Below are 22,707 nucleotides of genomic sequence, written 5' to 3'. Positions count from 1 at the left end.
GAAAAAAATGATATAATAATGAAATTAGATAGAACGAAACATTGGGAAACAGTTTATGAAACTAAAAACCCAAATCAAGTAAGTTGGACTCAAGAAATACCTAAAACTTCACTTGAATTTATACACTCATTTGGACTTGAAAAGACTGCCAAAATAATTGACATAGGTGGTGGAGACAGCAAACTTGTGGATTATCTGCTCGCCGAAGGATTTGAAAACATAACAGTTTTAGACATTTCTGCGAAAGCACTTGAAAAGGCAAAAAGCCGTTTAGGTGAAAAAGCAAAAAAAATAAGTTGGGTTGTAAGCGATATAACGGAGTTTAAACCAAATACAACTTATGACATTTGGCACGACAGAGCTACATTTCATTTTTTGACAACGAATGAACAAGTTGCAAAATATATGGAAACAGCAAAAAAATCTGTAAATGGCTATTTGACAATTGGAACGTTTTCTAAAAATGGCCCCAATAAATGTAGCGGACTTGAAATAAAGCAGTACAATGAACAAGAATTAACCTCTGAATTAAAAAATGGTTTTGAAAAGTTAAAGTGTGTAAACGAAAACCACTTAACACCATTTGGTACAACGCAGAATTTTCTATTTTGTAGTTTTAGGAGGCAATTAAATTAAAAAGCCAGTGGCTAACAAGATGTGTATAATTCATTGCTAGTATAAGCTCACTTACAAAAATCCTCACGGATTTTCTATTCGGTTTGTATTTGCTAAATTAGTTGCTGAAACACGCAACTAACCATACGCAAAACCGCTAGCAGCAACCAAAAAACAAACTCTAAATTAGGAAAACAAAATTTATGACAAAACTTTTATTAGCACTCTTTCTTCTTTCAGGATCAACCTTTATTTCGTGCAAAGAATCATCATCAAAACAAAAAGCTAATACCGAAAACACTAAATCAGATTCAGTCGATAGTTTGACAATCTATCAAACCGAAAATTTGATAATTAAAAAACTATCAAATCATATCTATGAACATATTTCATATCTAAATACGGACGATTATGGAAAAGTAGGCTGTAATGGAATGTTAGTTATAAATGAAAATAAAGGAATTGTTTTTGACACGCCAACGGACAACAAAAGTTCATTAGAATTAATAGATTTTGTTGCTAATAGACTTAAAACCAAAATAATAGCTATTATTCCAACTCATTTTCACGAAGATTGTATTGGTGGAATAGAGGAATTTGAGAAACACAATATTCAAACATACGCTACTCGTCAAACTATAGAACTACTTAAAAGTAATGGTCAAAATTTCTCTAAACCAATTAAAGAATTTGATAATAGACAAACTTTAAACATTGGCAACAAAAAGGTATATGCAGAATACTTTGGAGAAGGACATACCAAAGATAATATCATAGGATATTTCCCAGAGGACAATGCTATTTTTGGTGGATGTTTGATTAAAAAAGTTGGGGCAAGTAAGGGTTATTTAGAAGATGCCAACACGGGCAAATGGTCTGAAACTGTTCGCAAAATCAAATTTAAATATCCAAAAACAAAAATCATAATTCCAGGACACGGAAAATCAGGAGGAACGGAATTATTTGATTACACAATTGAATTATTTGAATTAAAATAGGCAACTGCTAACACCGAATATTATTTATTGCTAATTCTAGCCGACTTGCGAAAATCCTTAAAGATTTCCTATTCGGTTTTTATTTGTTAAATTAGGTGTTTAGACACATCATTAATCATACATAAACCAGTTGGTAACAATTAAATAAATCAATATGAAAGTTACAGCAGAAAAAAATGAGCAGGTTGCCAATATGATATTTGCATCCATTTATCCACTTTACTTGAATAGATTAAAGAAAAATGGTAGAACAGAAGAAGAGCTCAATCAAGTAATTGAATGGTTTACTGGTTTTGATCAAAATGCTTTACAAACACTCATTGATGAAAAAGCAAGCTTTAGAACATTTTTTCAAAAAGCTAAAATAAATCCAAACACACACTTGATAAAAGGAGTCGTTTGTGGTTATCGAATTGAAGAAATAGAGGATGAATTTGAATTGTATAAACAATGTAGACAAATGGAAAAGCTGATTGATGAATTGGCAAGAGGTCGTAAAATGGATAAAATTTTACGTACAAAAAAATAATATTAGTACCTCGGTAGAATTTTACATATTCACCTCAGGTTAAATTCTACTTACTAACCACAAAAAAGCTTTAAAAGTCCTCTCCTAAAACCTTATAATCTTCTTTTGGAGGCTCAACCACAGTACCAAATATTTTTTCTTTCCAATTGTTCCATTTATACACTTTTGCAAATATTAAAAGGAGAATAGGAAATATGATAAACACAGGTGCAAACACATCAATAAATCCAGCCTTTTCTGGGTCTGAGACATCTTTAAAAATGGAATGTGTTTGAAATGCTGTCCAGTCTGCAGTAACTAACAAAGCAGTAAAAAGATTATTTGCAGCATGAAAGCCTAAGGCTAACTCTAAACCATCGTCCATTAATGTAATAATCCCTAAAAACAAACCAGTTCCTATGTAGTAAACCAATAAAATATAACCTAGCTTTTCTATTTCAGGGTTAGCAATGTGAAGTAAACCAAATACTACTGAAGTAAATAATAATGGAAACCATCTATTCTTAACTAATACACCAATCCCTTGCATTAAATAGCCTCTAAACAAGTATTCTTCAAAACTAGTTTGTAATGGCACTAATAAAATAGCAATAATGCATAATACTACAAATTTCCCAAGATTAAAGTTAAGTTCGTAACCCTCTGGACTTGAGAAATAATCTAGAAGTATCATCCCTGATGATATGATTCCCCAAAACAAAAATGCAAACCAAAATCGTTTCCAATCAATCTTTTTTCTAGATGTTGTAAGCATTTTAAAAGATTGCTTATGCAAAAATTTCACTATTAATAGTAAACAAATAAGTCCGCCAACAAAAGGTAATAATATAAACACCAAGTTTAAATTAGATTCAAACAAACTTAAAAGATAATTCATATCTTGAAACTTAGCCTGATCGGCTGTCCCATCAAAAACCTTCATCATTAAAGCAATTAAGTGAGGCATTGAAAAAATACCAACGCCTATAATTGCTCCCATTAGGCCAATAATATAACGCCACCAATCGTGCTCTACTTTAAAAACTTGTGATATATACATACTCTATAGGTTTACGTTCCAATGTCTATTTTGTTCGTATTGCAATGTACCATTTTTTACCATTAATGGCGAATCAAAATTATTAGTAAACAAACTTCCTGTACCTAAGCCTTGGTACATCTTTGTGTTTAAACTATACGTCCATTGCGCAATGGCATTTAAACCAATATTACTTTCTAAAGCACTTGTAATCCACCAACCAATATTTTGTTTTTTCGCAAGTGTCAACCATTCCTTACTACTTTTAAATCCTCCTACTAAACTTGGTTTTAAAATAATGTATTGCGGGTTTATAATTTGTAGCAATTCTTCTCTCTTTATTACCGAAAACACTCCTATTAATTCCTCATCTAATGCAATTGGTAAAGGTGTGCTTTCGCATAATTTTGCCATAGCTTCAAACTGACCTTGCTTTATAGGTTGTTCAATAGAGTGTAATTCGAATTGTGAAAGCATTTTAAGCTTTTCTAAAGCGTCTACAGGTGAAAAAGCACCGTTTGCATCAACGCGAAGTTCAATATCGTTTACTGAAAATTCTTTTCGTATAGATTTTATTAACTCAACTTCTGTTTTAAAATCAATAGCACCAATTTTTAGCTTAATGCATTTAAAACCTTGCTGAATCTTATCTTTAATTTGCTGGTTCATAAATGTCTTGTCTCCCATCCATACCAAACCATTAATAGGAATAGTATCTTCTCCTCTAGTAAATGCTGAAGGAAATAAAGCGAATTCATCTTCGCTTTCCAAAGAACGAAAAGCAGTTTCTAATCCAAATTGAATTGAGGGAAACGCTATAAGCTCCCCTAACAACACTTCTTGCCCAAGATGAATATTTACACAAGTCCATTTTATAATATCTTCATAATCTGGTCTGTCATCGATACTTAAACCCCTTAAAATACCACATTCACCTATCCCAGTTTTTCCATCTCTTTTCAACAGAATGAACCATGTTTCTTTTTGTATTAATACCCCACGCGAAGTACCGCTAGGTCGCTTGAAATCTAATATAAACTTTTTGTAAGATGCTTTCATTTAGAGCTCTATAGATTCGCCTATTTCCAGAAGCATTAAATCTTTATCACTTTCAAAAAAAGTGCGTTTTGCAATAGTATGGTCTATTTCAATATATCCGAATGTATCAAAATGATAACCCAGTATTTTATCGCATTCTACAAAATCTGCAGCAATAAGTGCATCATCTATTCCCATGGTAAAATTATCTCCTATAGGAAAAATAGCAAGGTCCAATTTAGTTTGTAATGGGATTAACTTCATATCGTAAGTCAATGCTGTATCACCTGCTATATAAATGTTTTTATGCTCTCCTTCTATTACAAAACCTCCAGGTTGTCCGCCATAACTGCCATCAGGAAAAGACGATGTGTGAATGGCGTTTACATATTTAACTCTACCAAACTCAAAATCCCAATTACCTCCATGATTCATTGGGTGACCATCAAACCCTTTGTTTTGATAATGTGTGACAATTTCATAATTAGAAACTATCACAGCTTCAGTACGTTTTGCAATGGCTTCTACATCTAAAATATGGTCTTGGTGTGCATGCGTTAGCAGGATATAATCTGCTTCTAAAGCATCAATATCTATATGTGATGCTTTTGGGTTTCCTGATATAAATGGATCTACTAAAATAGAAACATCTCCTATGCTAATTTGTAAACTTGCGTGTCCTAAAAAAGTGATTTTCATGAATAAAATATATTATGATTGCCTAAAATTAAAATACAAAAAAAACTCTTTAAATAATATGAAGTATTTGACCAATTCCTAACAAGATTGCTAACAAAAATGTAGATAATGCCAACACCTTTAATTGAGGGTCTAGTGATTTAGGTTCTTTTGCTTTTAATACAACTGTTAGATGTATGATTAAAGGAATATAAGCTATCACAAATATAAAATTAGTGATTGAGCGGTAATATAGAATACCAAATAATAGACTCAAAGCAATTGCACCAACTACTAAAATAGTGTGGTATACTTTAGCTTTTTTTAATCCTAATTTTACAGCTACTGTAATTTTATTGGCAGAAATATCAGACTCAATATCGCGCATGTTATTAAGGTTTAAAACACCAGTGCTTAATAAACCAATGGCGCAAGCAGGTAAAAATAACATATGATCTAATTGCTTCGCGTATAAAAAATAAGTGCCAATTACACTTAAAAGTCCGAAAAAAATGAACACCATAACATCTCCTAAACCACGATAACCATAAGCTGAATCACCAATAGTATACTTAATCGCAGCAAAAACACTTATAATTCCTAATGCAAAAAAGAGCATTGCATATAAAAAATGTTGGGATCCAAAAGAAGTATAAACAATTAAAAAAACAAATAATATAACTATAAGAATATTAATTCTAATTGCGGAAAACATTTCATCTGGAGTTATTTTACCGCTTTGTATAGCACGTTCTGGCCCAATGCGATCATCGCTATCTGTTCCTTTAACTCCATCACCATAATCGTTAGCTAAGTTAGATAACACTTGTAAGCTAATTGTGGCTAATAGGGTTAAAATAAAAATAGTACTATTAAAAAACCCATTATAATAAGCAAAACAGGCACCAATAATAATTCCAGATACTGAAAGCGGCAAGGTTCTCAATCTAAAGGCCGAAATCCATAGTTTAATTCTCTCCATTAAGTCAACAATTACGGTATCCATTTTTTATTAAAATTTGGCTTACGCTTTTCTAAAAACGCATTTCTTCCTTCTATAGCTTCGTCTGTCATGTATGCTAATCGCGTTGCTTCTCCTGCGAATACTTGTTGACCAACCATCCCATCATCTGTTAGATTCATGGCAAACTTTAGCATTTTTATAGATGTTGGAGATTTTCCTAAAATTTCTTGAGCCCATTCATACGCTGTATCTTCTAATTTTTCATGAGGAATTACTGCGTTTACCATTCCCATTTCAAAAGCTTCTTGTGCAGAATAATTTCTACCTAAAAAGAAAATTTCACGCGCTTTTTTCTGTCCAACCATTTTTGCTAAATATGCAGAACCATAACCCCCATCAAAACTTGTAACATCTGCATCCGTTTGCTTAAAAATAGCATGCTCTTTACTCGCTAGTGTTAAATCGCAAACAACGTGTAAACTATGTCCGCCACCAACTGCCCAACCAGGTACTACAGCAATAACAGCCTTAGGCATAAAGCGAATTAATCGCTGTACTTCCAGAATATTTAAACGATGGTAACCATCTTCACCAACATATCCTTGATATCCTCTTGCTTTTTGATCTCCACCAGAGCAAAAAGAATATACACCATCTTTGGTTGATGGACCTTCGGCACTTAATAATACTACTCCAATGTTTACATCTTCGTTTGCATCATAAAAAGCATCGTATAACTCACTAGTCGTTTTTGGGCGAAAAGCATTTCTCACGTTTGGTCTATTAAAAGCAATTCTAGCAACGCCATTACTTTTCTTGTAAGTAATATCCTCGTATACTTTAACGGTTTTCCATTCAATTGTAGCCATTTCACAATTTTTTATGCTGCAAAAATACATATTTTAAAATGTACACAATTATTTTTTATATTTGAATGTCAATTGTTATTACCAACCAATGAAAAACACAAACGCCAGTTTGAGCAAGGCGAACTATGTGTATGAATTAAAAAAAGGAGACCTTTATTTTTTTGATGATTACCTTATTTCGCAAATACACAATAATAAAAGCATAAATAAGTACGATTTAATTGAAGTTATTAATTTAATAAACAAACATTATGGTAGCAATAAACCATATGGCTTTATTAATTTTAATGTAAATTCTTACGATATAAATCCAATGGATGTTTTATCACTTATGGATGAATTTGGTTACTGTATTGCAAACGTAGTGGTTACTAAAAGTAACTTAGCCTTAAGGAGTTATGAGTTGGAAAAACGCCTTTTAAAGTTTAAAGGAACTTCGTTTGAAAATTTAATAGATGCCAAAGAGTGGATTTTAAAACAAGTAAACAAAGTTAAAAAACATTCAAAAAACTAAGTAAAACATAATATATCGAAAGGGTTTTATTAAAAATCATTCTCTTAATTATTTATTTTTTTTAACTTGTAGCTGTTTAAAAATCTCTCTTAAATGAACATTAAGGAAACTCCTTTGGGCAAAGAAGCTATTTCTATAGTGGAAACAAAATTTGGTAATTTATATTTTTTTGATAATTTTTTGATTACAGAAATTTATGAAGGAATTGTAATGGGTGAAAAAGAATTTATAAAAGTTTTTGATTTATGTATGGATTGCTATGGCTTAGAAAAGCCTTTCGGGATAGTTAGTCATAGATTGTATCCATATTCTGTAAATGTTTTTGAGCTTATTCCTATTGCTCATAAATTTAAATCTGTAGTTGCTAATGCAGTCGTAGCTTATACAGATCTTTCTTTAAAGAATTTCGAATTAGAAAAACAACTTCTAAAGTTTAAAGGGAAGTTTTTTAATAATTTAGATTCAGCAATAGATTGGATTAAAAAAGAAATAGAATAAAGCTTTAATTTTCAACTAACCTTATACCTTTATCTTCAATAGTGATAAGTCGTTGCTTATATAGTGTTCCAACTGCTTTTTTAAAGTTCTTTTTGCTCATTTGTAAAACTTCTTTAATATCTTCAGGTGAAGATTTATCTGTTAGGTTTAAATAACCACTATTATCACTCAATTCACTCAAAATTAACTCAGCATTAGGCTCTATATTTCTATAACCAATTTGCCCTAACGAAATATCTAATTTGTTATCGGGACGGACTTTTTTAACAATGCCCTTTAATCTATCACCAACACTTAAATCTTTAAAAATATCATCATTAAATATTAATCCAAGATGTTTTTTATTAACTATCACATTCATACCAATTTCTGAAGGATGCGATACAATTAAATCTACTTCATCAAATTGGTTAACGGTTAACTCTTTATTATCTAAAAAGTGGTTTGTTTTGCTTGAAGCTACTAATCTATTAGTTTCTTCGTCTAAATAACAATGTACCAAATACCAACCACCTTTTTTCATTTTAAATGCTTGTTCTTTGAATGGGCAAAATAACTCCTTTACCATTCCCCAATCTAAAAAAGCACCATGATTAGTAACATCGTTGCAACGCAAAAGAGCAAAATCACCCTTGGTAATATATGGTCTGTCGGTAACAGCTACTAATCGTTCATCATTATCTAGATATACAAAAACTTCAAGTTTATCCCAAATTTTAAATTCTTTAGGGACATATCTATTAGGCAAAAGAACTTCATCACCTTCTTCATCGCTTAAAAATAGCCCAGGTTCTTTTTCTCTAAGTATAGTTAATGTGTTATATTCTCCAATATTTATCATAGTGCAAATGTAAGGATATTAATAGCAGTAATAAAAAAAGCGCCACAACTAATCGCGACACTTTTAATAATGGTTAAGCTCATATTTAATAAGCTATTATTTTTATTAATAAGCAGATTCCTTACCGAAATGTTTTGTTAACATATAGTAAACTACTGCTCTATATTTATTTCTGTTTGAACGTCCATAAGTGTCCATTACTTTATCTATAGCTTTATCTAAATCAGCTCCGTCCTTTAAGCCCAGTTTTTTAATCAAAAAGTTGTTTTTTACTGTTGCTAACTCTGATGCATCAGATCCAGATACCGTTGCTGCATCAGCATTATAAATAGATGGCCCACAACCAATAGTTACTTTGGTTAATAAATCCATGTCTGGTTTCATACCACATTTGTCTTTTAAATCTGCTGCGTACTTTGCAATAAGCTCGTCTCTTTTACTCATAATTACGTTATTTTTTTAAATTAATTCTACTAACTACCAATGTGACACTAAAATACAAAAAAAGTCACTAAAAAATTATACAATAGCTTTAAAATAATCTAATAAAACTTGGTCATTAACCATTCTAGGAGTGAAAATTTCTAACAGTTTTGGAGAGTTATCTTCATTATAAAAGTCTTGTAGTTTACTTTCAAGATTAGCAATACTGTCGGATGCTTGATAGGTTATATTATACATCATACACAATTGTTTTGCATTTAAATTGTGTTTAGTTTCGAAAAAAGTATCAAAATTATCTGTGTTTTTGTGCCCAGGAAGTATTCTAAAAATACCTCCTCCTCCATTATTAATAAGAATAATTCTAAAATTATTAGGTACATAATTATTCCACAAAGCGTTACTATCGTAAAAAAAGCTTAAATCGCCAGTAATTAAAATAGTTTGCTTATCATTAACTGCAGCACAGCCAATAGCTGTACTAGTACTACCATCTATTCCACTAGTTCCTCTATTACAGTAGATTTGTAAACTCTTATTAATATTAAAAAGTTGCATATATCTAATAGCTGAACTATTTCCAGAATGCACAATTCCATGATTTGGAAGAGACTGTAGTACTTTTTCAAAAACTTTTAAATCAGAATACTCACAATTTTCAAGGTACTTTTCATGCTCAACTTGCCTATGTGATTTCACCTTACTCCAATATGGCTTGTATGCGCTCTTAATACTTTTCGAATCAATTAAAAATTGCTTAAAAAACTGATTTACAGAATATTCAAAGTGTTTACTTAAACTAAAAAATGTATCATTTGCTGTTACATTATCTATATGCCAATGTTGCTTTGGTTGGTATTTTCTAAGGAAAGCTTTTACTTTTTTTGACACTATTAAACCTCCAAAAGTCAACAATATTTCTGGTTGTAATTTTTCAAAATCAACATCCTTAAGAGGCGCAATTATCTTATCAATGCTTGGAAAAAACTCATCATGATGCAAATTTGATGTTGATTCAGTAAATACAATAGTACTATCATCATTGGCTAAAAGCTCCAAAATATTCTTGTCAACAGCATTTGGGGCATTAACACCTACAAGTACCATTTTTTTTGATGCTTTATTCCATGAATCAATATAATTGGAGAGGTCTTCTTGATAGCTAACAGGATTTGGCAAAGTAGCTTCAGTAGCAACAGAAAACTCATCAACCATATCGTATAACGGCTCATTAAAAGGCACATTAATATGTACAGGTCCTCTGTTTAAAATAGAAGAATTAATTGCTTTATTAATTTCAGCAGTATTAAACTCTTCAATATTTTTTTGAAGCTCAAGGAATCGTTCTACTTTATTTTCGAGAGTTTTGATAATCGTTGGCTCATTTATTGGGCTATTATTATCTGCAACAATATCTTCTTTAAGATTAGCTTCATAAAAAATATGATTATGGTAAACTCCTTTTTGATTAATGGTTTGTCCATCACCAATACCTACTAAATGTTTTGGTCTATCTGCCGAAATTACTACTAATGGAATGTTACTATAGTAGGCTTCAGCTACAGCTGGATAATAATTCAATAAAGCACTCCCTGAAGTACATACTACTACCACAGGTTCTCGTAATTGCTGTGCAATTCCTAATGCAAAAAAAGCAGCACAGCGCTCATCAACAATACTATAACAAGTAAAATACTCATGATTAGAAAAACCAATAGTTAGTGGTGCATTTCGGCTTCCTGGAGAAATAACAATATGCTTTACTTTTTTAGCTTTGCATAGCTGAATAATGGTTTGTGCTAAAGGGATTTTTGGTAGTTTCATTCAGTGCACAAAGTTATTTATAATACTTAAGTTTATGAAACAATAACCTTTTTAATCGTATTAGTTTTATTAACAGTTTCAAGCCATTCTTTTTCAGGATTTGAATTTTTAGTAACGCCTCCTCCAACATACAATATAGCCTTAGAATCTTGTAGTTGCATACATCTTAAATTAACAAACAAATTGGTTGAACGTTTATTGAATGCATAGGCAGCATTTTCAATATTTCTACGCCCTGAACGTGGCTGCACTTTAGTTTCTTTGTTTAGTTCTCCCAAAAAACCTGAGTAAAACTCACGATTGTAATGTTCATTATCAAGAATAAACTGCATCGCATCAATTTTTGGTAAGCCACAAACTGCTGGTGTTGGATGTAATTTTAAAATAAGTTTTTGAATACTTTTAGAATGGTCTATCAGTTCTCCTGTGATATCTGTTCGTAAATGTAACAACCTTCCAGCTTTAACGGTTTGAACTTCTGATGCTTCAATATTTTTAACGTGCCCATTTAATACTTTCACAACGTAGTCTGACACCAATTTTTGCTCATTAATTTCTTTAGAATCCCAATCTACTTCAAGAGTTCCAAAATAATCTTGAGTTCCAGCTAAAGCCATAGTGGAAAATCTGTTACGTTCTATACTCAACAATGTTTCTGGAGTTGCACCTAACCACAGGCCTACATTAGGATGGTACCAACAGTATACGAAAGCAGAGTTATAATTATTTAAAAGGGTTTTAAAAACTTTTAATGGATCTAAAGGCTTGTCTAATTGTAAAGTTTCCTTTCGTGAAAGCACCACTTTTTCGAGGTTTCCCTTTTGGATTGACTCTATTCCTTTTTCTACTAAATGCACGTGATGTAATTGGTCGTTATCAATATCAAATGGCAACGCTTCTTCTTTTTCAACAGGAACGTCCTCCAAGGTTAAAAGCATTCTAGATTTGCTGTATGGCATCAAAATGGCATCTTTTCGAATATCAAAAGGTGCAAATACAAAACCAGTTTCATTAAAATCTTCAATTTTATAGAGTGTACTATCTTTTTGTAACACAGCTTTAATCTCAAACGTATTTGGCTTACTATAGGCTACAAATGGTAGACCTTTACTATAATGCTCTGAAATATAACCGAAAAAATCCTTTGAGGTCATCAAACTATTTAGATTTTGGAAGTGTGATTGTTGTTAATTTACAAGACGAAATTAATTGATTATCATCATCAGTCACTTTAATATCAAAGTGCTGTGTAGTTCGTCCTCTATGAACAAATATTGCTTTAGCATAAATAGTTCCCTCTGCTATACTTTTAAAATGATTTGCGGCAATCTCTATACCTCTTACATAATACTTGTCGGTATCAATAAAAATATGCGCTGCAAAACTTCCAACGCTTTCGGCTAAAGCTACTATAGCTCCTCCATGTAGTACACCAGCTGGCTGGTGTACTCTAGGGTTCACTGGCATTTTTGCTACAAGAAAGTCTTCACCAACATCACAAATCTCAATCCCTAATGTTTCCATTAAAGTATTTTTACTTGTAGCATTTGCTCTTGCAATTACTTCTTCTTTATTAAAATGCATACATTTGATTTAGATTTGTAAATGTACAAAACCAACACCACAAATGAATTCGGTTGAAAAAGAAATATCGTATAAAACTACTAACTCGTATTCAACTTTAAATAAGCTTACTTCTAAAACAAAAAATGTTTGGTTTGTTTGTCACGGTATGGGCTATTTAAGTAGATACTTTTTAAAATACTTTAAAGAATTAAATCCTAAAGAGAATTATATCATTGCTCCTCAAGCACAAAGCAAGTATTATATACAACCTGCTTTTAAACATGTTGGAGCTAGTTGGCTTACCAAAGAGAACACCTTAAAAGAAACTAACAATGTGATGCATTATTTTGATGCAGTCTTTGAAGTTGAAAACATTCCGAAAGATAAAAACCTTATTGTCGTTGGGTATTCGCAAGGCGTTAGTGTTGCAATGCGATATCTAGCGACAAGACAATTACAATGTAGTCAATTAGTAATAATGTCTGGAGGAATCCCAAAAGAGTTAGTTGAAAACGATTTTGAATTTTTAAACGCCCAAATAACACTTATTTATGGTACTAATGATGAATACTTGAACGAAGACCGAATGATTTTAGAAAAAGAAAGAGCCTTGGAATTGTTTGGAAATAGAGTAACTATTATTCCCTTTGAAGGAAAGCATATAGTTAATGTAGAATTGATTAACAAACTAGTTTAGTCTGTCATTCTTGCGAAGGCAGGAATCTACTAGCTAAATATGCGTTTTTAAATGGATTCCTGCCTTCGCAGGAATGACAAAAACATAAACAAATTGTCATTATCAATAATAAATAATTGATATCACAATGACTATAAGATATTATTATGAAAGCACCAACATTAGAAAACGAGCGAGTTAAACTTTCGCTATTAGATTTAAGCAATTATAAAAATCTCATTGAGATTGCTAGTCAAGACAACTTAATACAATATTCGCCAAGCGATATTTCGACTCCTGAAAAATTAAAAGCCTACGTACAAGTTGCAGTAGATGGTTATTATCATAAAACTATTATTCCATTTATTATTTATGATAAACAAACTCAAACTTATGCTGGAAGTACACGTTTTGGGCTTATTAATTGGAAAAATAAGGTGCTACATATTGGTTGGACATGGGTAGGGAAGCAATTTCAAGGCACAGGGTTAAATACCCATATGAAGTTTTTAATGCTGCAATACGCATTTGAAACACTTGAATTTGATAAAGTAGAATTTAGAATTGATGAGCGCAACGTGGCCTCACGAAAAGCAGTTGAAAAACTTAATGCAAAACTCGAGGGTATCCTACGTAAAGACACGTTAATGCAAGACGGTTATAAACGTAGTACATGCTGTTATGGCATTTTAAAAGATGAATGGCCTGAGATCAAAGTTTCAATTTTTAAAAGATTCTAACTAGTACCTTGAAACGATTTATTCTTTTCCTTTAAAATTGCTAACTGTTTTTCTAAAAATGTAATGGCTTGTTCTGTTTTATAACTTGCTTTAGATTTAACAACTTTAAATTCTTTTTTAAAGGTTTCCTTACCAGATTTTGCTGTTTTAGATAAATCGTCTTTAACCTCTGTAAAATCTTTAGATAATTTCTCTTTTATATCCTTTGCTTCTCTTTTAAGATTGTCTCTTGTAATACTTCCTTTTTCTGGTGCCAATAAAACACCTGCTGCTGCTCCAATTAGTACACCTAACACTATAGCTCCTTTATGTATCATGATTTTCTTTTAATTAAACTTATCTATAGGTCTTATATCTTAGTGAATTGTTACAGCCTAAGACCATCCTAGCATTACTTATAAATTAATTCATAGCGCCAATAACTAAAAACATACTAGTTGCATTGTAATTTTCACAATTGAAACTAATAACCCTATTTTACTTTATTTAAATCCATTGGAGAATCAATACCTATAAGTTTCACAACCTCATTGTTGTTATTCATTACAAACTCTACACGTTCTTTAATATCAGCAACTATAAAAGTATTATCGCCATTTGGGATTAATTTAAATTTGCTTCCATTTCCTTTCATCTGAGCAAAAAGAGTTTTTCCATTGAGGAATATTTTAATTTCAATACTAAGACTTTTATAAGTCCCGACATACTTTTCATATGATTCTATATCAGTATCATTAGACACTTTTTCTTGAGGAATAAAGTTTTTAATATTACTATAATTAGATGGATGCACATTCTTAAAATTATTCTTTGCCAAATAATCTAAAGCTAACTTATATGCGACAGAAAATGAATTATCACTAGACGATTTTATATTCGGAATTACACCAACTTGCTCGAAACTTGTTTTAGTAATAGTATTTATAGTTTCTTCACTTGCAATAGTAACCGAAAATCTTTCTGATAACTTATGCTTCATTGCACCATTTCCAGCTCCTCTAGTCACTTCTCCTATTATTATTGCTCTATCCAAATGTTTGAGCATATAAGCTAAAGATTCTGCAGCTGAACCAGTTCGATCATTTACTAAAACATAAACAGGGACATTAGGCATTTTTTTGCCAGGGATATCTTTTGTAGTCCAAATTCCATACCTTGCATTATTATGCCTTTCATAATAATCTGACAAATGGATTGGTTCTTCATCAAATAAGTAACTAATTACATACGCAACTATTGCTTCAAATCCTCCTCCGTTATTTCTAACATCTATAATAAGGGCATCTGTGTTGCTTAAAAAATTGAACGATTTGGTAACAACCTTTTTGGCTTCATCAAAATGTTCCCATTTTGTAAAATGAGATACTTTTAGATAACCAATATTTCCATCTAATACTTTAACTTCTTGAAACCCGTAATTGCTCCACATTCCTTTTTCATCAACACGTAGTGGGCGAGTTTTAATATCTGGAGAAATATTTGGTGGTGTAAAACTTACATTCATATGTAAATCCCCATTTATTGATTGTAAATCCGTAGTTAACTGAGTGGCTAACTCATAAGGCTTAATCAAATTGTTGTATTCTTTGTTTTTGTTTTTAGAAAGTAATAGCTCACTCATCTTATTACCATCTTCTAGTGTTATGTAATACTTTTTAACTAACTGAGATATTGAATCTATTAATACATTTAATTCTTGTTGATTAACCTCTTCTTGAGTTTTTTTCTGAGCAATTAAATTAGTACTAATAAAAAGCGTTATAACAAATAACAATGCCTGTCTTAGATTTTCTTTTACCATTTTTTGATTATATAATTATATGGCAAAGCTAAACATGTCAATCATTAAAAAATAGAACGAAATTAGCCACTACTAATTAAAACTTTTGAAAATGCTTAGGTAAGAAACCTGTTAATTGCTTAAAATTCCTAATAAAATGACTTTGGTCTGCAAACCCACATAAATGAGCAATTTCGGATAGTGATATATTACTATTTTTAATTAGTTCAATACTCTTTTCAATACGTATTCTTCTTTGGTACTCACCTAATGTACAAGAAAAGTATTTTCTGAAATTTTTTGAAATTGTAACAGGATGAACCCCAACATTAAGTGCCAAATAAGATAAGGATGTTGGCTCATTCCAATCTTCATGTAGCAACTCAGTTAAACGAATTACCCAATTTGGCATGGCACTAAACTCAATCTTCTTTGAGTCATTAACTAACTCTAATAACAATGTATGGACAGAATTACTGCTACTAATATCATTCAAAAGCATTTCATGTTGCATTTTTAATATTAGTGTTTTTGCCGCTATATTTTGATTTAAGGCATTCTTAATATCATCCTCCGATCGTTCATATTTATCTAAAAACTTACTGCTAACTTCAATATTAGCACTCTTAGAAATAATACTTGAGGGTGTCCAACGGTGCTTTTCACCAGAATGGTAAAAAAATATTGAACCTCCTTTTTGAGTGTATTGAGATTCCTTTAATGTATCTGCCCTTCCTCCTTCATAAACATAACAAATGTGCAGATTTTCATGATAATGCCAATCATTATTATTCTCTTTTATTGAATAATGTGTATTTGTAATAATACTCCCCTCTACATTAAGTCTATGTATTATCTCACCTGTATATTCCCCTATATTTAAAATTTTCATTAAGAATCACATATTTAACTACATCAAAATAGTAAATCATAAATCAAGATATAACACATATTGTTACACTAAGCATATTAAAATCTCTTTTTAGATCTATGAAATTTATAACAATTATAATTATTACTTTCTGTTACCTTGTTACATTTTAAACTCCGAAAGTCAACCAAATATTTTATAATTCATACAATTTCATATACAAATTATAAAATTACTTAGACTTAAGGCTCGCTAAAATGTTTTATGAGATTATCTAAATTGTCAAGCATGATTATTGGTATTAACTAAAAGTTTAAAGGAGTTAATTCAAATAAAGAAGAATCTAATAAAGAGCATTAGATTCTTCTTTTAAACAAACCTTATTGTTTTAATTGATAAAACCACTCCATAGCACCAATAATTGAGAATACATTAGCATTCCCGTGATTTTTACCATTAAGAGTAATTAATTCTACTTCCCCTCCTGCAGAGGTTAAGTTTTCATAAGCTGTTAACGCATTATGATAAGGAACAATTTGATCTTCATCTCCATGATAAAAACGAATTGGAGATCTTGGAGTCCAGTCCAACAATGTGTTTTCTGTAAATGCACTTATAACATCAGTAGCACTCCCATTAAGAACACTTTCAACAAACGAAGGCTTCATGAGTTCTTCAAAAGAGGAAGGAAGTTGGTTTTCAATTTCTTGATTTGACCAATTCCCACTAAATAGCGAAGTCATTTTTTGTGCATAAGGAGCATTAAAAATCTCATCAAGTTTATTCCATTCATAATATTCATTATATGCTGTAAAAAGTAAAGCGATATTAGGCATATAAGGATAATCTTTATTTTCAAATTCTCTTTTAACAGATTCTAGTATATCATACGGTCCAGCTGCTGCTGCTGCTGCAGTAATAGAAAATTCATCGGAATAGTTTTGTTCTATTTCCTTTTGTGTAGCTAGAGTTGCATAGCCTCCTTCTGAATAACCATATAAAAACAGTTGATTATTTAAAGAAACATTAGTCGATGATAGGTGTTTCTTTGCAGCCCTAATTAAATCTATTGTGGTGGTTGCTGTTAATTTAGCATGAATGTAGGGATGTATAACTGTCGATTCTCCATAACCTAAATAATCAGGTATGGTTGTGGCAAACCCTAAAGAAGCCATAACTAAACCTACTAAGCCTTCTCCAATATCTGCACCTCTAACTGAAGTTACATTATTACGGTGAAATTCAACGCCATGTTGAATACTGAAAAGAGGAAATGCTTCCTGAGTTTGTGGAATCAATACAGTCCCAGATACTTCAACCAAATCACCATTTTGATTGGTAGTTAAATAAACAACTTTGTTGAACTCTACAGAATAAGTAAGATGATCTAAAATAGATATATCATACCCTTGGGACTGCATGACTTGTTTAATTTGATCTGGAGTATAAGCGCCAATTTTAGTAACACTAACAATATCACCTCGATTTTGCGAAAGAACAATAATATTATCGTCGTTTTGGTCCGCGGAACATCCAGTAAAAGTAAGTACAAATAGTAATAGTAAGTATTTGAAATTCATGATTATATTTTTTAAATGATTAATAATTATGATTCAAAAGTATGGCCAGAAAAGGCATAAAAACAAAGGTTGTATTGCCCAATCTAGGTATTGGGCACAATAAATATGGTCTATTTTAAATGAGTGTTTCTATACTGGTTAGGTGTTTGCTTGGTATAAGATTTAAACAACCTATTAAAAGTAGTTGAGGATTTAAAACCTGAACTTAATGCAATCGCTTCTAAGGTATAATTAGCATAACTAGCATCCAGTAAATTGAGTTTTACCTCTTCTATCCTATAATAATTTATAAGATCATAAAAAGTCTTTTCAAACCCGATATTGATTACTTGCGAAGTGATTTTTGAGCTTGTTTTTAATTTTTTTGCTAGCTGATTAACAGTAAGTGATCCATTTAAAAAAACCTTTTCTTTTTCTAAAAGTTCTATTAGTTTAAGTTTATACTCTTTGATCTCTTGGTCATTTAAAAGAATATTCGAGGAGTTTGTCTTTAATCTGGAGCTATTTAGCTTAATAAAAATTTCAGGTTTTAGTAAAGCATAGTAACCAATCCAATACACATAAATAGCGGAAATAGCCCAAAATAAATTAATGACATAATCAGAAATAGCTATGTTTTCCTTGAATATAAGAAGATCTCCTCCCATAAGAGCAATCCAAAGGATATATATAATTAATAAACCTAGAGTGAATTGAAATAACCAGTTCAGTTTTAATTTATCAATATTAGAGAATTGATTGTGTAGCCTTTTATGATATTTCCAAATTATCCTTAATGACAAGATTAAATAAGCTAAAAGTTGAAAAACAATAAAAACTTGAAATGCTAAATATATATATCGTTCTATAAAGAGTTTACTAGCCTGTTCATCTGTTACTATTCCTTTTATACCTGCATAAAACAAAAAAAAGAAATATATTATTGGAATGATAAAATGTTTTTTAATTGTTTTGCTTAAATGTATATCAAGACCAGCTAAAGACTTTACATACAAATAAAAAAAAGGCCCAAAGAAACTAACAAAGCTCCAAGTAGTTAAATAAATAATTGGGTAGTTCTTTACTGAGTTAAAATGATAGCCAGAAAAATAATTTCTTAAGATATTAAAGGAGAATAAAAAAAGGAATACAGCTAAAAACTTATTTGCCTTTGTCTTACCATGCTTTTTTGAGAAAAGAAGAATTAAGCTTAATATAATGCCCTGTATTCCTGCAAAAAAGTAAAGTGTTTTAGCTATTTCCATATGATAACAGCTTTAAATATATAAAATCGTTTGCTATTCTTACAATCTTATAAGTAAATCATCAAAACTATTTAGGTTCAAGGCTCATTACATAATCATAGCTCTCATCTAAATACTTAGCAACCTTATCTAAATCCTTAACCATAGTTTCTGGTATAAGTACATAACCTTTCATGACTGCTCCATACGACTTATAAATACTTGAATTAAACTCTTTTATGTATTTCTCTTGCACTTCTTTTGAAAATCTAATACCAATTTCACAGTTTTTGTTAAACAATGAAAACATGTAACCATTGGCAGATGTATAAGGCATTGTTTTCCCTTTTCTATCAAAACGATTACATTTTGCAACTAAAGCATCATAAGTTTTTAATTTTTCTTCCCACATATTGATTATAAATTTATCTGATTAAAAAGCATAAATTACATAAAATATAAACAGCATAATGAAGTCATCAATAGTCTCCCTCATTATTTATTTAGTATTTACAAACGTAAGTCATGCTCAATTTATCTCAGATGATGACAAACTCCATTTTGGTACAGGCGCACTTATTTCTGGAGCAACTTATACATTTGTGTACGCTAAAACAAAAAATAAAAAGAAAGCTTTTTGGATAAGTTTAGGCACTTCTGCTTTAGCAGGATTAACAAAAGAAATTTACGACAGTACCAAAAAGGGAAACAGATTTGATACTGGTGAACTTGTTGCTACCACAGCTGGAGGATTAACAGCTAGTATTACTTTAAACATTTTTACTGGTAAAAAGAAATCTAAAAAATAATATTACCAAACGTTTAAAATTACAACTTCGCAAGATTGGAAAAGTTAGTACCATAAGTTCAGTATACATTTGTCACATAAATTAAAAATGAATGCGAATTAAAGATTCTAATAGAATTATTTACCAGCAACATCTAAATCGCGTTATAGAATATATCCATGACAATTTAGATACTAAAATAGATATAAAAACTCTAGCTGATATTTCAAATTTTTCACCATTTCATTTTCATAGAATTAGTAGAGCTCTTTTGGGTGAATCCATTGGAGCATACATTACCAGAGTTAAGGTTGAAACTGCCGCAAAAATGATACGTTACACAAAATTAAGTATTGAAGAAATTGCCTTTAGTGTTGGTTTTGAAGCGACTTCATCACTTTCAAAAGCATTCAAAAATTATTTCGGAATTTCACCATCTGCTTATAGAAAAGACAAACTATATACAATAAAAACAATGAACATTATGAAAACAACTTTAAACATTAAAAAGCCTAAAATTATTGACCTTGTAGACCAAAACTGCATCTATTACCGTATGCAAGGTCCTTACCAATCACTAGATTATGGTAAAGCGTGGAAAATATTGTGGAATCAAATAAAAACTCAAAAATTGTTCACAAAAGGAATTCAACACATAGGCTTACCATATGATGACCCAAAAGTAACAGACGAAGACAAGCTACGTTATGATGCTTGCCTTATAATACATAAGAATGCCAAACCAAATGGAGAGGTTGGTTTTAAAACACTTAACGGAGGGAAATTTGCTGTGTTTTTATATCAAGGGTCGTATAAATACTTTTCGCAAGTATATGACTATATTTTTAACGAATGGTTAATGGATACCAATTATGAACTAAGAGACGAACCAGTACGAGAACGCTATATAAGTCATCCTGATCGTGTAGCAGAAAATAAGCTAAAAACAGAATTTTATCTACCAATAAAGTAATAATTTAAAAGCATCAATTAAATTGATGCTTTTAAATTATAAATCTTTTTGATAACGCTCAATCATAGCTTCTTGAGATTCTACTGGTTTATCATCATTAAGCTGATCTTTCATCATTTGACCCATTGACGGTAATTCAGAACGATTGATTTTTGTTTCTTCAGACCATAATTTAGATCGCATTAAAGCCTTTGCACAATGCAAAAACATTTCTTCTACAGTTACAACTAGGCATACTTTTGGGCGTTTTCTCTCTGAAGAAAATAAATTTAAGTAATCTTTATTTGAAGAAATTAATGCCTTACCATTAATACGTAAAGTTTCATCAACTCCAGAAATTAAGAATAGAAGACCTATTTGACCCGTTTCAGTGATATTAGATAAACTATCAACTCTATTATTCCCTTTAGCATCTGGAATAATAATAGTATTGTTATCTATTACTTTTACAAACCCTGGTGCTCCTCCTCTTGGGGAGGCATCCATTTTATATTGTTTACTTGAAGTAGAAATTATTAAAAAAGGAGATTTACTAATAAAGTTAATTGAGTGTTTCTCTAAAGTTGGTAGTGATTTAACTTTAGCTCTTCCCTTAGGTTTCTCATATAATTCTCGAAGTTTATCAATATTTTGTATTTCCATAAACTCTAAAATAATTATTTAACCAAGCGCTCAACAATACTTTTTGTTGGTAAAATCTCGTTTGTATACTCTATACTTGGCCCAGCAACCCAAACAGTCTTATATGTAACTTTTTTAGCAGCTTTTTCAGTGGCTTTCATTCCAATGGAAAACCGAATCATTTTAACCCACTTTTTGAGTTTTCTATTCTTGTTTAAAAGTGATTCTATCCACGTCGCTTTTGTACCAATTTTTTTCACATAAGGTGTATTAATAACAGTACATGGTGTTCCAGATATACGCTCAGTGACTACTATATCATCCGCACCATATTCTACGCAAGCTTGCTTATATTCGTCAGTAACGCTAGCTTCAATAGAAGCTATAAACGGACTTCCAACCGAAACTCCAGCTGCACCGTAGCTCAGCATTTTATCAATATCTGCTTTACAACCAACACCTCCAGCTGAAATGATAGGAATATTACAATTTGCAACTAACTGCTTAATTAACTCTTCTGGAGACTTATCTCCTCTATGTCCTCCAGCTTGATTATTTACTGCGATTATAGCATCTGCGCTTAAATCCTCAACTTTTTTAGCAAATTTTAAATCTACTACGTCACAAAACACTTTAATCCCAGCTTTATGGGCTTGTTTTATTGTTTCTTCTGGGCTACCTAAAGATGTAATAATAAAATCGCAGCCTTCTTCGCATATAACTTCTAACTGCCCTTTATACTTGACATTAGATTTGTTTACAATTAAGTTAAATCCAAATGAACCTCCTTTAGGTTTAGCTTCCTTTAACTCTTTAATAGCAGCTCTTAACTCATCTAGTGTTCTGTAATTTAATGCAGGAATACAACCAGCAATACCACCTTTCATAGCTTCAATCACCATTCTAGTATTAGAAACCAAAAACATTGGGGCTTGGATAACTGGATAGGTGATTTGGAGAAGTTCTGTAAGTTTTGCTGCCATTGGAGTTTTATTTCAACAAATATAAAAATATTATGCATGCATAGCAAATTAAATACAGTCAATAGAAAAAAATTATAAC

At 31.0% G+C, this 22,707-nt stretch carries 27 protein-coding genes; 9 read left to right on the top strand and 18 right to left on the bottom strand.

Going from position 1 to position 22,707, the window contains the following annotated elements:
* Positions 1-18 precede the first annotated feature (18 nt).
* From ABGB03_RS06305 to ABGB03_RS06295, 3 genes are all read left to right on the top strand, one after another.
* Positions 19-636: a class I SAM-dependent methyltransferase gene (locus ABGB03_RS06305; RefSeq protein WP_347925788.1), complete on the top strand. Its 618-nt coding sequence runs from the start codon at positions 19-21 to the stop codon at positions 634-636.
* A gap of 182 nt (positions 637-818) precedes the next feature.
* On the top strand, positions 819-1,613 hold the full coding sequence (bla, locus tag ABGB03_RS06300; protein ID WP_347925786.1) for a subclass B1 metallo-beta-lactamase: 795 nt from the start codon (positions 819-821) through the stop codon (positions 1,611-1,613).
* Positions 1,614-1,767: 154 nt separating this feature from the next.
* A complete protein-coding gene (locus ABGB03_RS06295; protein WP_347925784.1) occupies positions 1,768-2,142 on the top strand; it encodes a DUF2200 domain-containing protein in 375 nt (124 codons plus the stop codon).
* A gap of 70 nt (positions 2,143-2,212) precedes the next feature.
* Here ABGB03_RS06295 and ABGB03_RS06290 read toward each other — a convergent pair whose 3' ends face one another.
* Genes ABGB03_RS06290 through ABGB03_RS06270 form a run of 5 tightly spaced genes read right to left on the bottom strand, consistent with a single transcriptional unit; the run spans position 2,213 to position 6,709 of the window.
* Positions 2,213-3,181 carry a CPBP family intramembrane glutamic endopeptidase gene (locus ABGB03_RS06290; RefSeq protein WP_347925783.1) on the bottom strand — a complete coding sequence of 323 codons (969 nt, stop codon included), beginning with the start codon at positions 3,179-3,181 and terminating at the stop codon, positions 2,213-2,215.
* A gap of 3 nt (positions 3,182-3,184) precedes the next feature.
* A complete protein-coding gene (locus tag ABGB03_RS06285) occupies positions 3,185-4,219 on the bottom strand; it encodes an o-succinylbenzoate synthase (RefSeq protein WP_347925781.1) in 1,035 nt (344 codons plus the stop codon).
* Positions 4,220-4,897 (bottom strand): metal-dependent hydrolase, encoded by a 678-nt coding sequence (locus ABGB03_RS06280; protein ID WP_347925780.1) that lies wholly within the window; start codon positions 4,895-4,897, stop codon positions 4,220-4,222. It abuts the gene before it with no gap.
* 49 nt (positions 4,898-4,946) lie between these two features.
* Positions 4,947-5,882 carry a 1,4-dihydroxy-2-naphthoate octaprenyltransferase gene (gene menA, locus ABGB03_RS06275; RefSeq protein WP_347925778.1) on the bottom strand — a complete coding sequence of 312 codons (936 nt, stop codon included), beginning with the start codon at positions 5,880-5,882 and terminating at the stop codon, positions 4,947-4,949.
* Positions 5,870-6,709: a 1,4-dihydroxy-2-naphthoyl-CoA synthase gene (locus tag ABGB03_RS06270; RefSeq protein WP_347925777.1), complete on the bottom strand. Its 840-nt coding sequence runs from the start codon at positions 6,707-6,709 to the stop codon at positions 5,870-5,872. The genes menA and ABGB03_RS06270 overlap by 13 nt, the downstream gene beginning before the upstream one ends.
* Before the next feature lie 88 nt (positions 6,710-6,797).
* Here ABGB03_RS06270 and ABGB03_RS06265 point away from each other — a divergent pair, with 88 nt between their 5' ends.
* Positions 6,798-7,223: a hypothetical protein gene (locus ABGB03_RS06265; RefSeq protein WP_347925775.1), complete on the top strand. Its 426-nt coding sequence runs from the start codon at positions 6,798-6,800 to the stop codon at positions 7,221-7,223.
* Positions 7,224-7,316: 93 nt separating this feature from the next.
* Positions 7,317-7,721 (top strand): hypothetical protein, encoded by a 405-nt coding sequence (locus ABGB03_RS06260; RefSeq protein WP_347925774.1) that lies wholly within the window; start codon positions 7,317-7,319, stop codon positions 7,719-7,721.
* Positions 7,722-7,725: 4 nt separating this feature from the next.
* On the opposite strand, the gene ABGB03_RS06255 is transcribed toward ABGB03_RS06260, so the two are convergent.
* The 5 genes from ABGB03_RS06255 to ABGB03_RS06235 form a co-directional block, all read right to left on the bottom strand.
* Entirely contained in the window at positions 7,726-8,562 is an 837-nt protein-coding gene (locus ABGB03_RS06255; RefSeq protein ID WP_347925772.1) for a S1-like domain-containing RNA-binding protein, read from the bottom strand.
* A gap of 105 nt (positions 8,563-8,667) precedes the next feature.
* Positions 8,668-9,006: a DUF2853 family protein gene (locus ABGB03_RS06250; RefSeq protein ID WP_347925771.1), complete on the bottom strand. Its 339-nt coding sequence runs from the start codon at positions 9,004-9,006 to the stop codon at positions 8,668-8,670.
* A gap of 75 nt (positions 9,007-9,081) precedes the next feature.
* Positions 9,082-10,827: a 2-succinyl-5-enolpyruvyl-6-hydroxy-3-cyclohexene-1-carboxylic-acid synthase gene (menD, locus tag ABGB03_RS06245; protein ID WP_347925769.1), complete on the bottom strand. Its 1,746-nt coding sequence runs from the start codon at positions 10,825-10,827 to the stop codon at positions 9,082-9,084.
* Between the two features lie 32 nt (positions 10,828-10,859).
* Entirely contained in the window at positions 10,860-11,981 is a 1,122-nt protein-coding gene (locus ABGB03_RS06240) for a chorismate-binding protein (RefSeq protein ID WP_347925767.1), read from the bottom strand.
* 4 nt (positions 11,982-11,985) lie between these two features.
* Complete coding sequence (locus ABGB03_RS06235) at positions 11,986-12,411, bottom strand: hotdog fold thioesterase (protein ID WP_347925765.1); 426 nt, start codon at positions 12,409-12,411, stop codon at positions 11,986-11,988.
* 43 nt (positions 12,412-12,454) lie between these two features.
* Between ABGB03_RS06235 and ABGB03_RS06230 the strand changes: the two genes are divergently transcribed.
* Together ABGB03_RS06230 and ABGB03_RS06225 are read left to right on the top strand one after the other, a co-directional pair.
* Positions 12,455-13,090, top strand: a complete 636-nt coding sequence (locus ABGB03_RS06230) for an esterase (RefSeq protein ID WP_347925763.1) — start codon at positions 12,455-12,457, stop codon at positions 13,088-13,090.
* 146 nt (positions 13,091-13,236) lie between these two features.
* Positions 13,237-13,809 carry a GNAT family protein gene (locus ABGB03_RS06225; RefSeq protein ID WP_347925761.1) on the top strand — a complete coding sequence of 191 codons (573 nt, stop codon included), beginning with the start codon at positions 13,237-13,239 and terminating at the stop codon, positions 13,807-13,809.
* Here ABGB03_RS06225 and ABGB03_RS06220 read toward each other — a convergent pair.
* The 6 genes from ABGB03_RS06220 to ABGB03_RS06195 form a co-directional block, all read right to left on the bottom strand.
* Positions 13,806-14,126, bottom strand: a complete 321-nt coding sequence (locus ABGB03_RS06220; RefSeq protein WP_347925760.1) for a YtxH domain-containing protein — start codon at positions 14,124-14,126, stop codon at positions 13,806-13,808. The genes ABGB03_RS06225 and ABGB03_RS06220 overlap by 4 nt on opposite strands.
* 155 nt (positions 14,127-14,281) lie before the next feature.
* Positions 14,282-15,610 (bottom strand): S41 family peptidase, encoded by a 1,329-nt coding sequence (locus tag ABGB03_RS06215; RefSeq protein ID WP_347925758.1) that lies wholly within the window; start codon positions 15,608-15,610, stop codon positions 14,282-14,284.
* A gap of 76 nt (positions 15,611-15,686) precedes the next feature.
* Complete coding sequence (locus ABGB03_RS06210; protein ID WP_347925757.1) at positions 15,687-16,481, bottom strand: AraC family transcriptional regulator; 795 nt, start codon at positions 16,479-16,481, stop codon at positions 15,687-15,689.
* A 359-nt stretch (positions 16,482-16,840) separates the two neighbouring features.
* Entirely contained in the window at positions 16,841-18,040 is a 1,200-nt protein-coding gene (locus ABGB03_RS06205; protein WP_347925755.1) for a lipase family protein, read from the bottom strand.
* A 110-nt stretch (positions 18,041-18,150) separates the two neighbouring features.
* Positions 18,151-19,284, bottom strand: coding sequence for a helix-turn-helix domain-containing protein (locus tag ABGB03_RS06200; RefSeq protein WP_347925753.1), 1,134 nt, complete (start codon positions 19,282-19,284; stop codon positions 18,151-18,153).
* A 67-nt stretch (positions 19,285-19,351) separates the two neighbouring features.
* Positions 19,352-19,675 carry a hypothetical protein gene (locus ABGB03_RS06195; protein WP_347925752.1) on the bottom strand — a complete coding sequence of 108 codons (324 nt, stop codon included), beginning with the start codon at positions 19,673-19,675 and terminating at the stop codon, positions 19,352-19,354.
* Positions 19,676-19,733: 58 nt separating this feature from the next.
* Here ABGB03_RS06195 and ABGB03_RS06190 point away from each other — a divergent pair, with 58 nt between their 5' ends.
* Entirely contained in the window at positions 19,734-20,072 is a 339-nt protein-coding gene (locus tag ABGB03_RS06190) for a hypothetical protein (RefSeq protein WP_347925750.1), read from the top strand.
* 91 nt (positions 20,073-20,163) lie between these two features.
* Positions 20,164-21,024 (top strand): AraC family transcriptional regulator, encoded by an 861-nt coding sequence (locus tag ABGB03_RS06185; RefSeq protein ID WP_347925748.1) that lies wholly within the window; start codon positions 20,164-20,166, stop codon positions 21,022-21,024.
* 36 nt (positions 21,025-21,060) lie between these two features.
* Here ABGB03_RS06185 and ABGB03_RS06180 read toward each other — a convergent pair whose 3' ends face one another.
* Both ABGB03_RS06180 and ABGB03_RS06175 read right to left on the bottom strand, forming a co-directional pair.
* Positions 21,061-21,666 (bottom strand): pyridoxamine 5'-phosphate oxidase family protein, encoded by a 606-nt coding sequence (locus tag ABGB03_RS06180; protein ID WP_347925747.1) that lies wholly within the window; start codon positions 21,664-21,666, stop codon positions 21,061-21,063.
* Between the two features lie 14 nt (positions 21,667-21,680).
* Positions 21,681-22,628, bottom strand: coding sequence for a nitronate monooxygenase (locus ABGB03_RS06175; RefSeq protein WP_347925745.1), 948 nt, complete (start codon positions 22,626-22,628; stop codon positions 21,681-21,683).
* Between the last annotated feature and the right edge of the window lie 79 nt (positions 22,629-22,707).

It is taken from the genome of Pontimicrobium sp. SW4, from assembly GCF_039954625.1.
In the GTDB taxonomy this organism is placed as follows: domain Bacteria; phylum Bacteroidota; class Bacteroidia; order Flavobacteriales; family Flavobacteriaceae; genus Pontimicrobium.
Note: the sequence above shows the minus strand (reverse complement) of the source record. Positions and strands in the feature narration are given on the sequence as shown.

Coding starts and splice junctions, on each gene's coding strand:
- ABGB03_RS06305 (WP_347925788.1), top strand. CDS start 19: ATGAAATTAGATAGAACGAAACATTGGGAAACAGTTTATGAAACTAAA.
- bla (WP_347925786.1), top strand. CDS start 819: ATGACAAAACTTTTATTAGCACTCTTTCTTCTTTCAGGATCAACCTTT.
- ABGB03_RS06295 (WP_347925784.1), top strand. CDS start 1,768: ATGAAAGTTACAGCAGAAAAAAATGAGCAGGTTGCCAATATGATATTT.
- ABGB03_RS06290 (WP_347925783.1), bottom strand. CDS start 3,181: ATGTATATATCACAAGTTTTTAAAGTAGAGCACGATTGGTGGCGTTAT.
- ABGB03_RS06285 (WP_347925781.1), bottom strand. CDS start 4,219: ATGAAAGCATCTTACAAAAAGTTTATATTAGATTTCAAGCGACCTAGC.
- ABGB03_RS06280 (WP_347925780.1), bottom strand. CDS start 4,897: ATGAAAATCACTTTTTTAGGACACGCAAGTTTACAAATTAGCATAGGA.
- menA (WP_347925778.1), bottom strand. CDS start 5,882: ATGGATACCGTAATTGTTGACTTAATGGAGAGAATTAAACTATGGATT.
- ABGB03_RS06270 (WP_347925777.1), bottom strand. CDS start 6,709: ATGGCTACAATTGAATGGAAAACCGTTAAAGTATACGAGGATATTACT.
- ABGB03_RS06265 (WP_347925775.1), top strand. CDS start 6,798: ATGAAAAACACAAACGCCAGTTTGAGCAAGGCGAACTATGTGTATGAA.
- ABGB03_RS06260 (WP_347925774.1), top strand. CDS start 7,317: ATGAACATTAAGGAAACTCCTTTGGGCAAAGAAGCTATTTCTATAGTG.
- ABGB03_RS06255 (WP_347925772.1), bottom strand. CDS start 8,562: ATGATAAATATTGGAGAATATAACACATTAACTATACTTAGAGAAAAA.
- ABGB03_RS06250 (WP_347925771.1), bottom strand. CDS start 9,006: ATGAGTAAAAGAGACGAGCTTATTGCAAAGTACGCAGCAGATTTAAAA.
- menD (WP_347925769.1), bottom strand. CDS start 10,827: ATGAAACTACCAAAAATCCCTTTAGCACAAACCATTATTCAGCTATGC.
- ABGB03_RS06240 (WP_347925767.1), bottom strand. CDS start 11,981: ATGACCTCAAAGGATTTTTTCGGTTATATTTCAGAGCATTATAGTAAA.
- ABGB03_RS06235 (WP_347925765.1), bottom strand. CDS start 12,411: ATGCATTTTAATAAAGAAGAAGTAATTGCAAGAGCAAATGCTACAAGT.
- ABGB03_RS06230 (WP_347925763.1), top strand. CDS start 12,455: ATGAATTCGGTTGAAAAAGAAATATCGTATAAAACTACTAACTCGTAT.
- ABGB03_RS06225 (WP_347925761.1), top strand. CDS start 13,237: ATGAAAGCACCAACATTAGAAAACGAGCGAGTTAAACTTTCGCTATTA.
- ABGB03_RS06220 (WP_347925760.1), bottom strand. CDS start 14,126: ATGATACATAAAGGAGCTATAGTGTTAGGTGTACTAATTGGAGCAGCA.
- ABGB03_RS06215 (WP_347925758.1), bottom strand. CDS start 15,610: ATGGTAAAAGAAAATCTAAGACAGGCATTGTTATTTGTTATAACGCTT.
- ABGB03_RS06210 (WP_347925757.1), bottom strand. CDS start 16,481: ATGAAAATTTTAAATATAGGGGAATATACAGGTGAGATAATACATAGA.
- ABGB03_RS06205 (WP_347925755.1), bottom strand. CDS start 18,040: ATGAATTTCAAATACTTACTATTACTATTTGTACTTACTTTTACTGGA.
- ABGB03_RS06200 (WP_347925753.1), bottom strand. CDS start 19,284: ATGGAAATAGCTAAAACACTTTACTTTTTTGCAGGAATACAGGGCATT.
- ABGB03_RS06195 (WP_347925752.1), bottom strand. CDS start 19,675: ATGTGGGAAGAAAAATTAAAAACTTATGATGCTTTAGTTGCAAAATGT.
- ABGB03_RS06190 (WP_347925750.1), top strand. CDS start 19,734: ATGAAGTCATCAATAGTCTCCCTCATTATTTATTTAGTATTTACAAAC.
- ABGB03_RS06185 (WP_347925748.1), top strand. CDS start 20,164: ATGCGAATTAAAGATTCTAATAGAATTATTTACCAGCAACATCTAAAT.
- ABGB03_RS06180 (WP_347925747.1), bottom strand. CDS start 21,666: ATGGAAATACAAAATATTGATAAACTTCGAGAATTATATGAGAAACCT.
- ABGB03_RS06175 (WP_347925745.1), bottom strand. CDS start 22,628: ATGGCAGCAAAACTTACAGAACTTCTCCAAATCACCTATCCAGTTATC.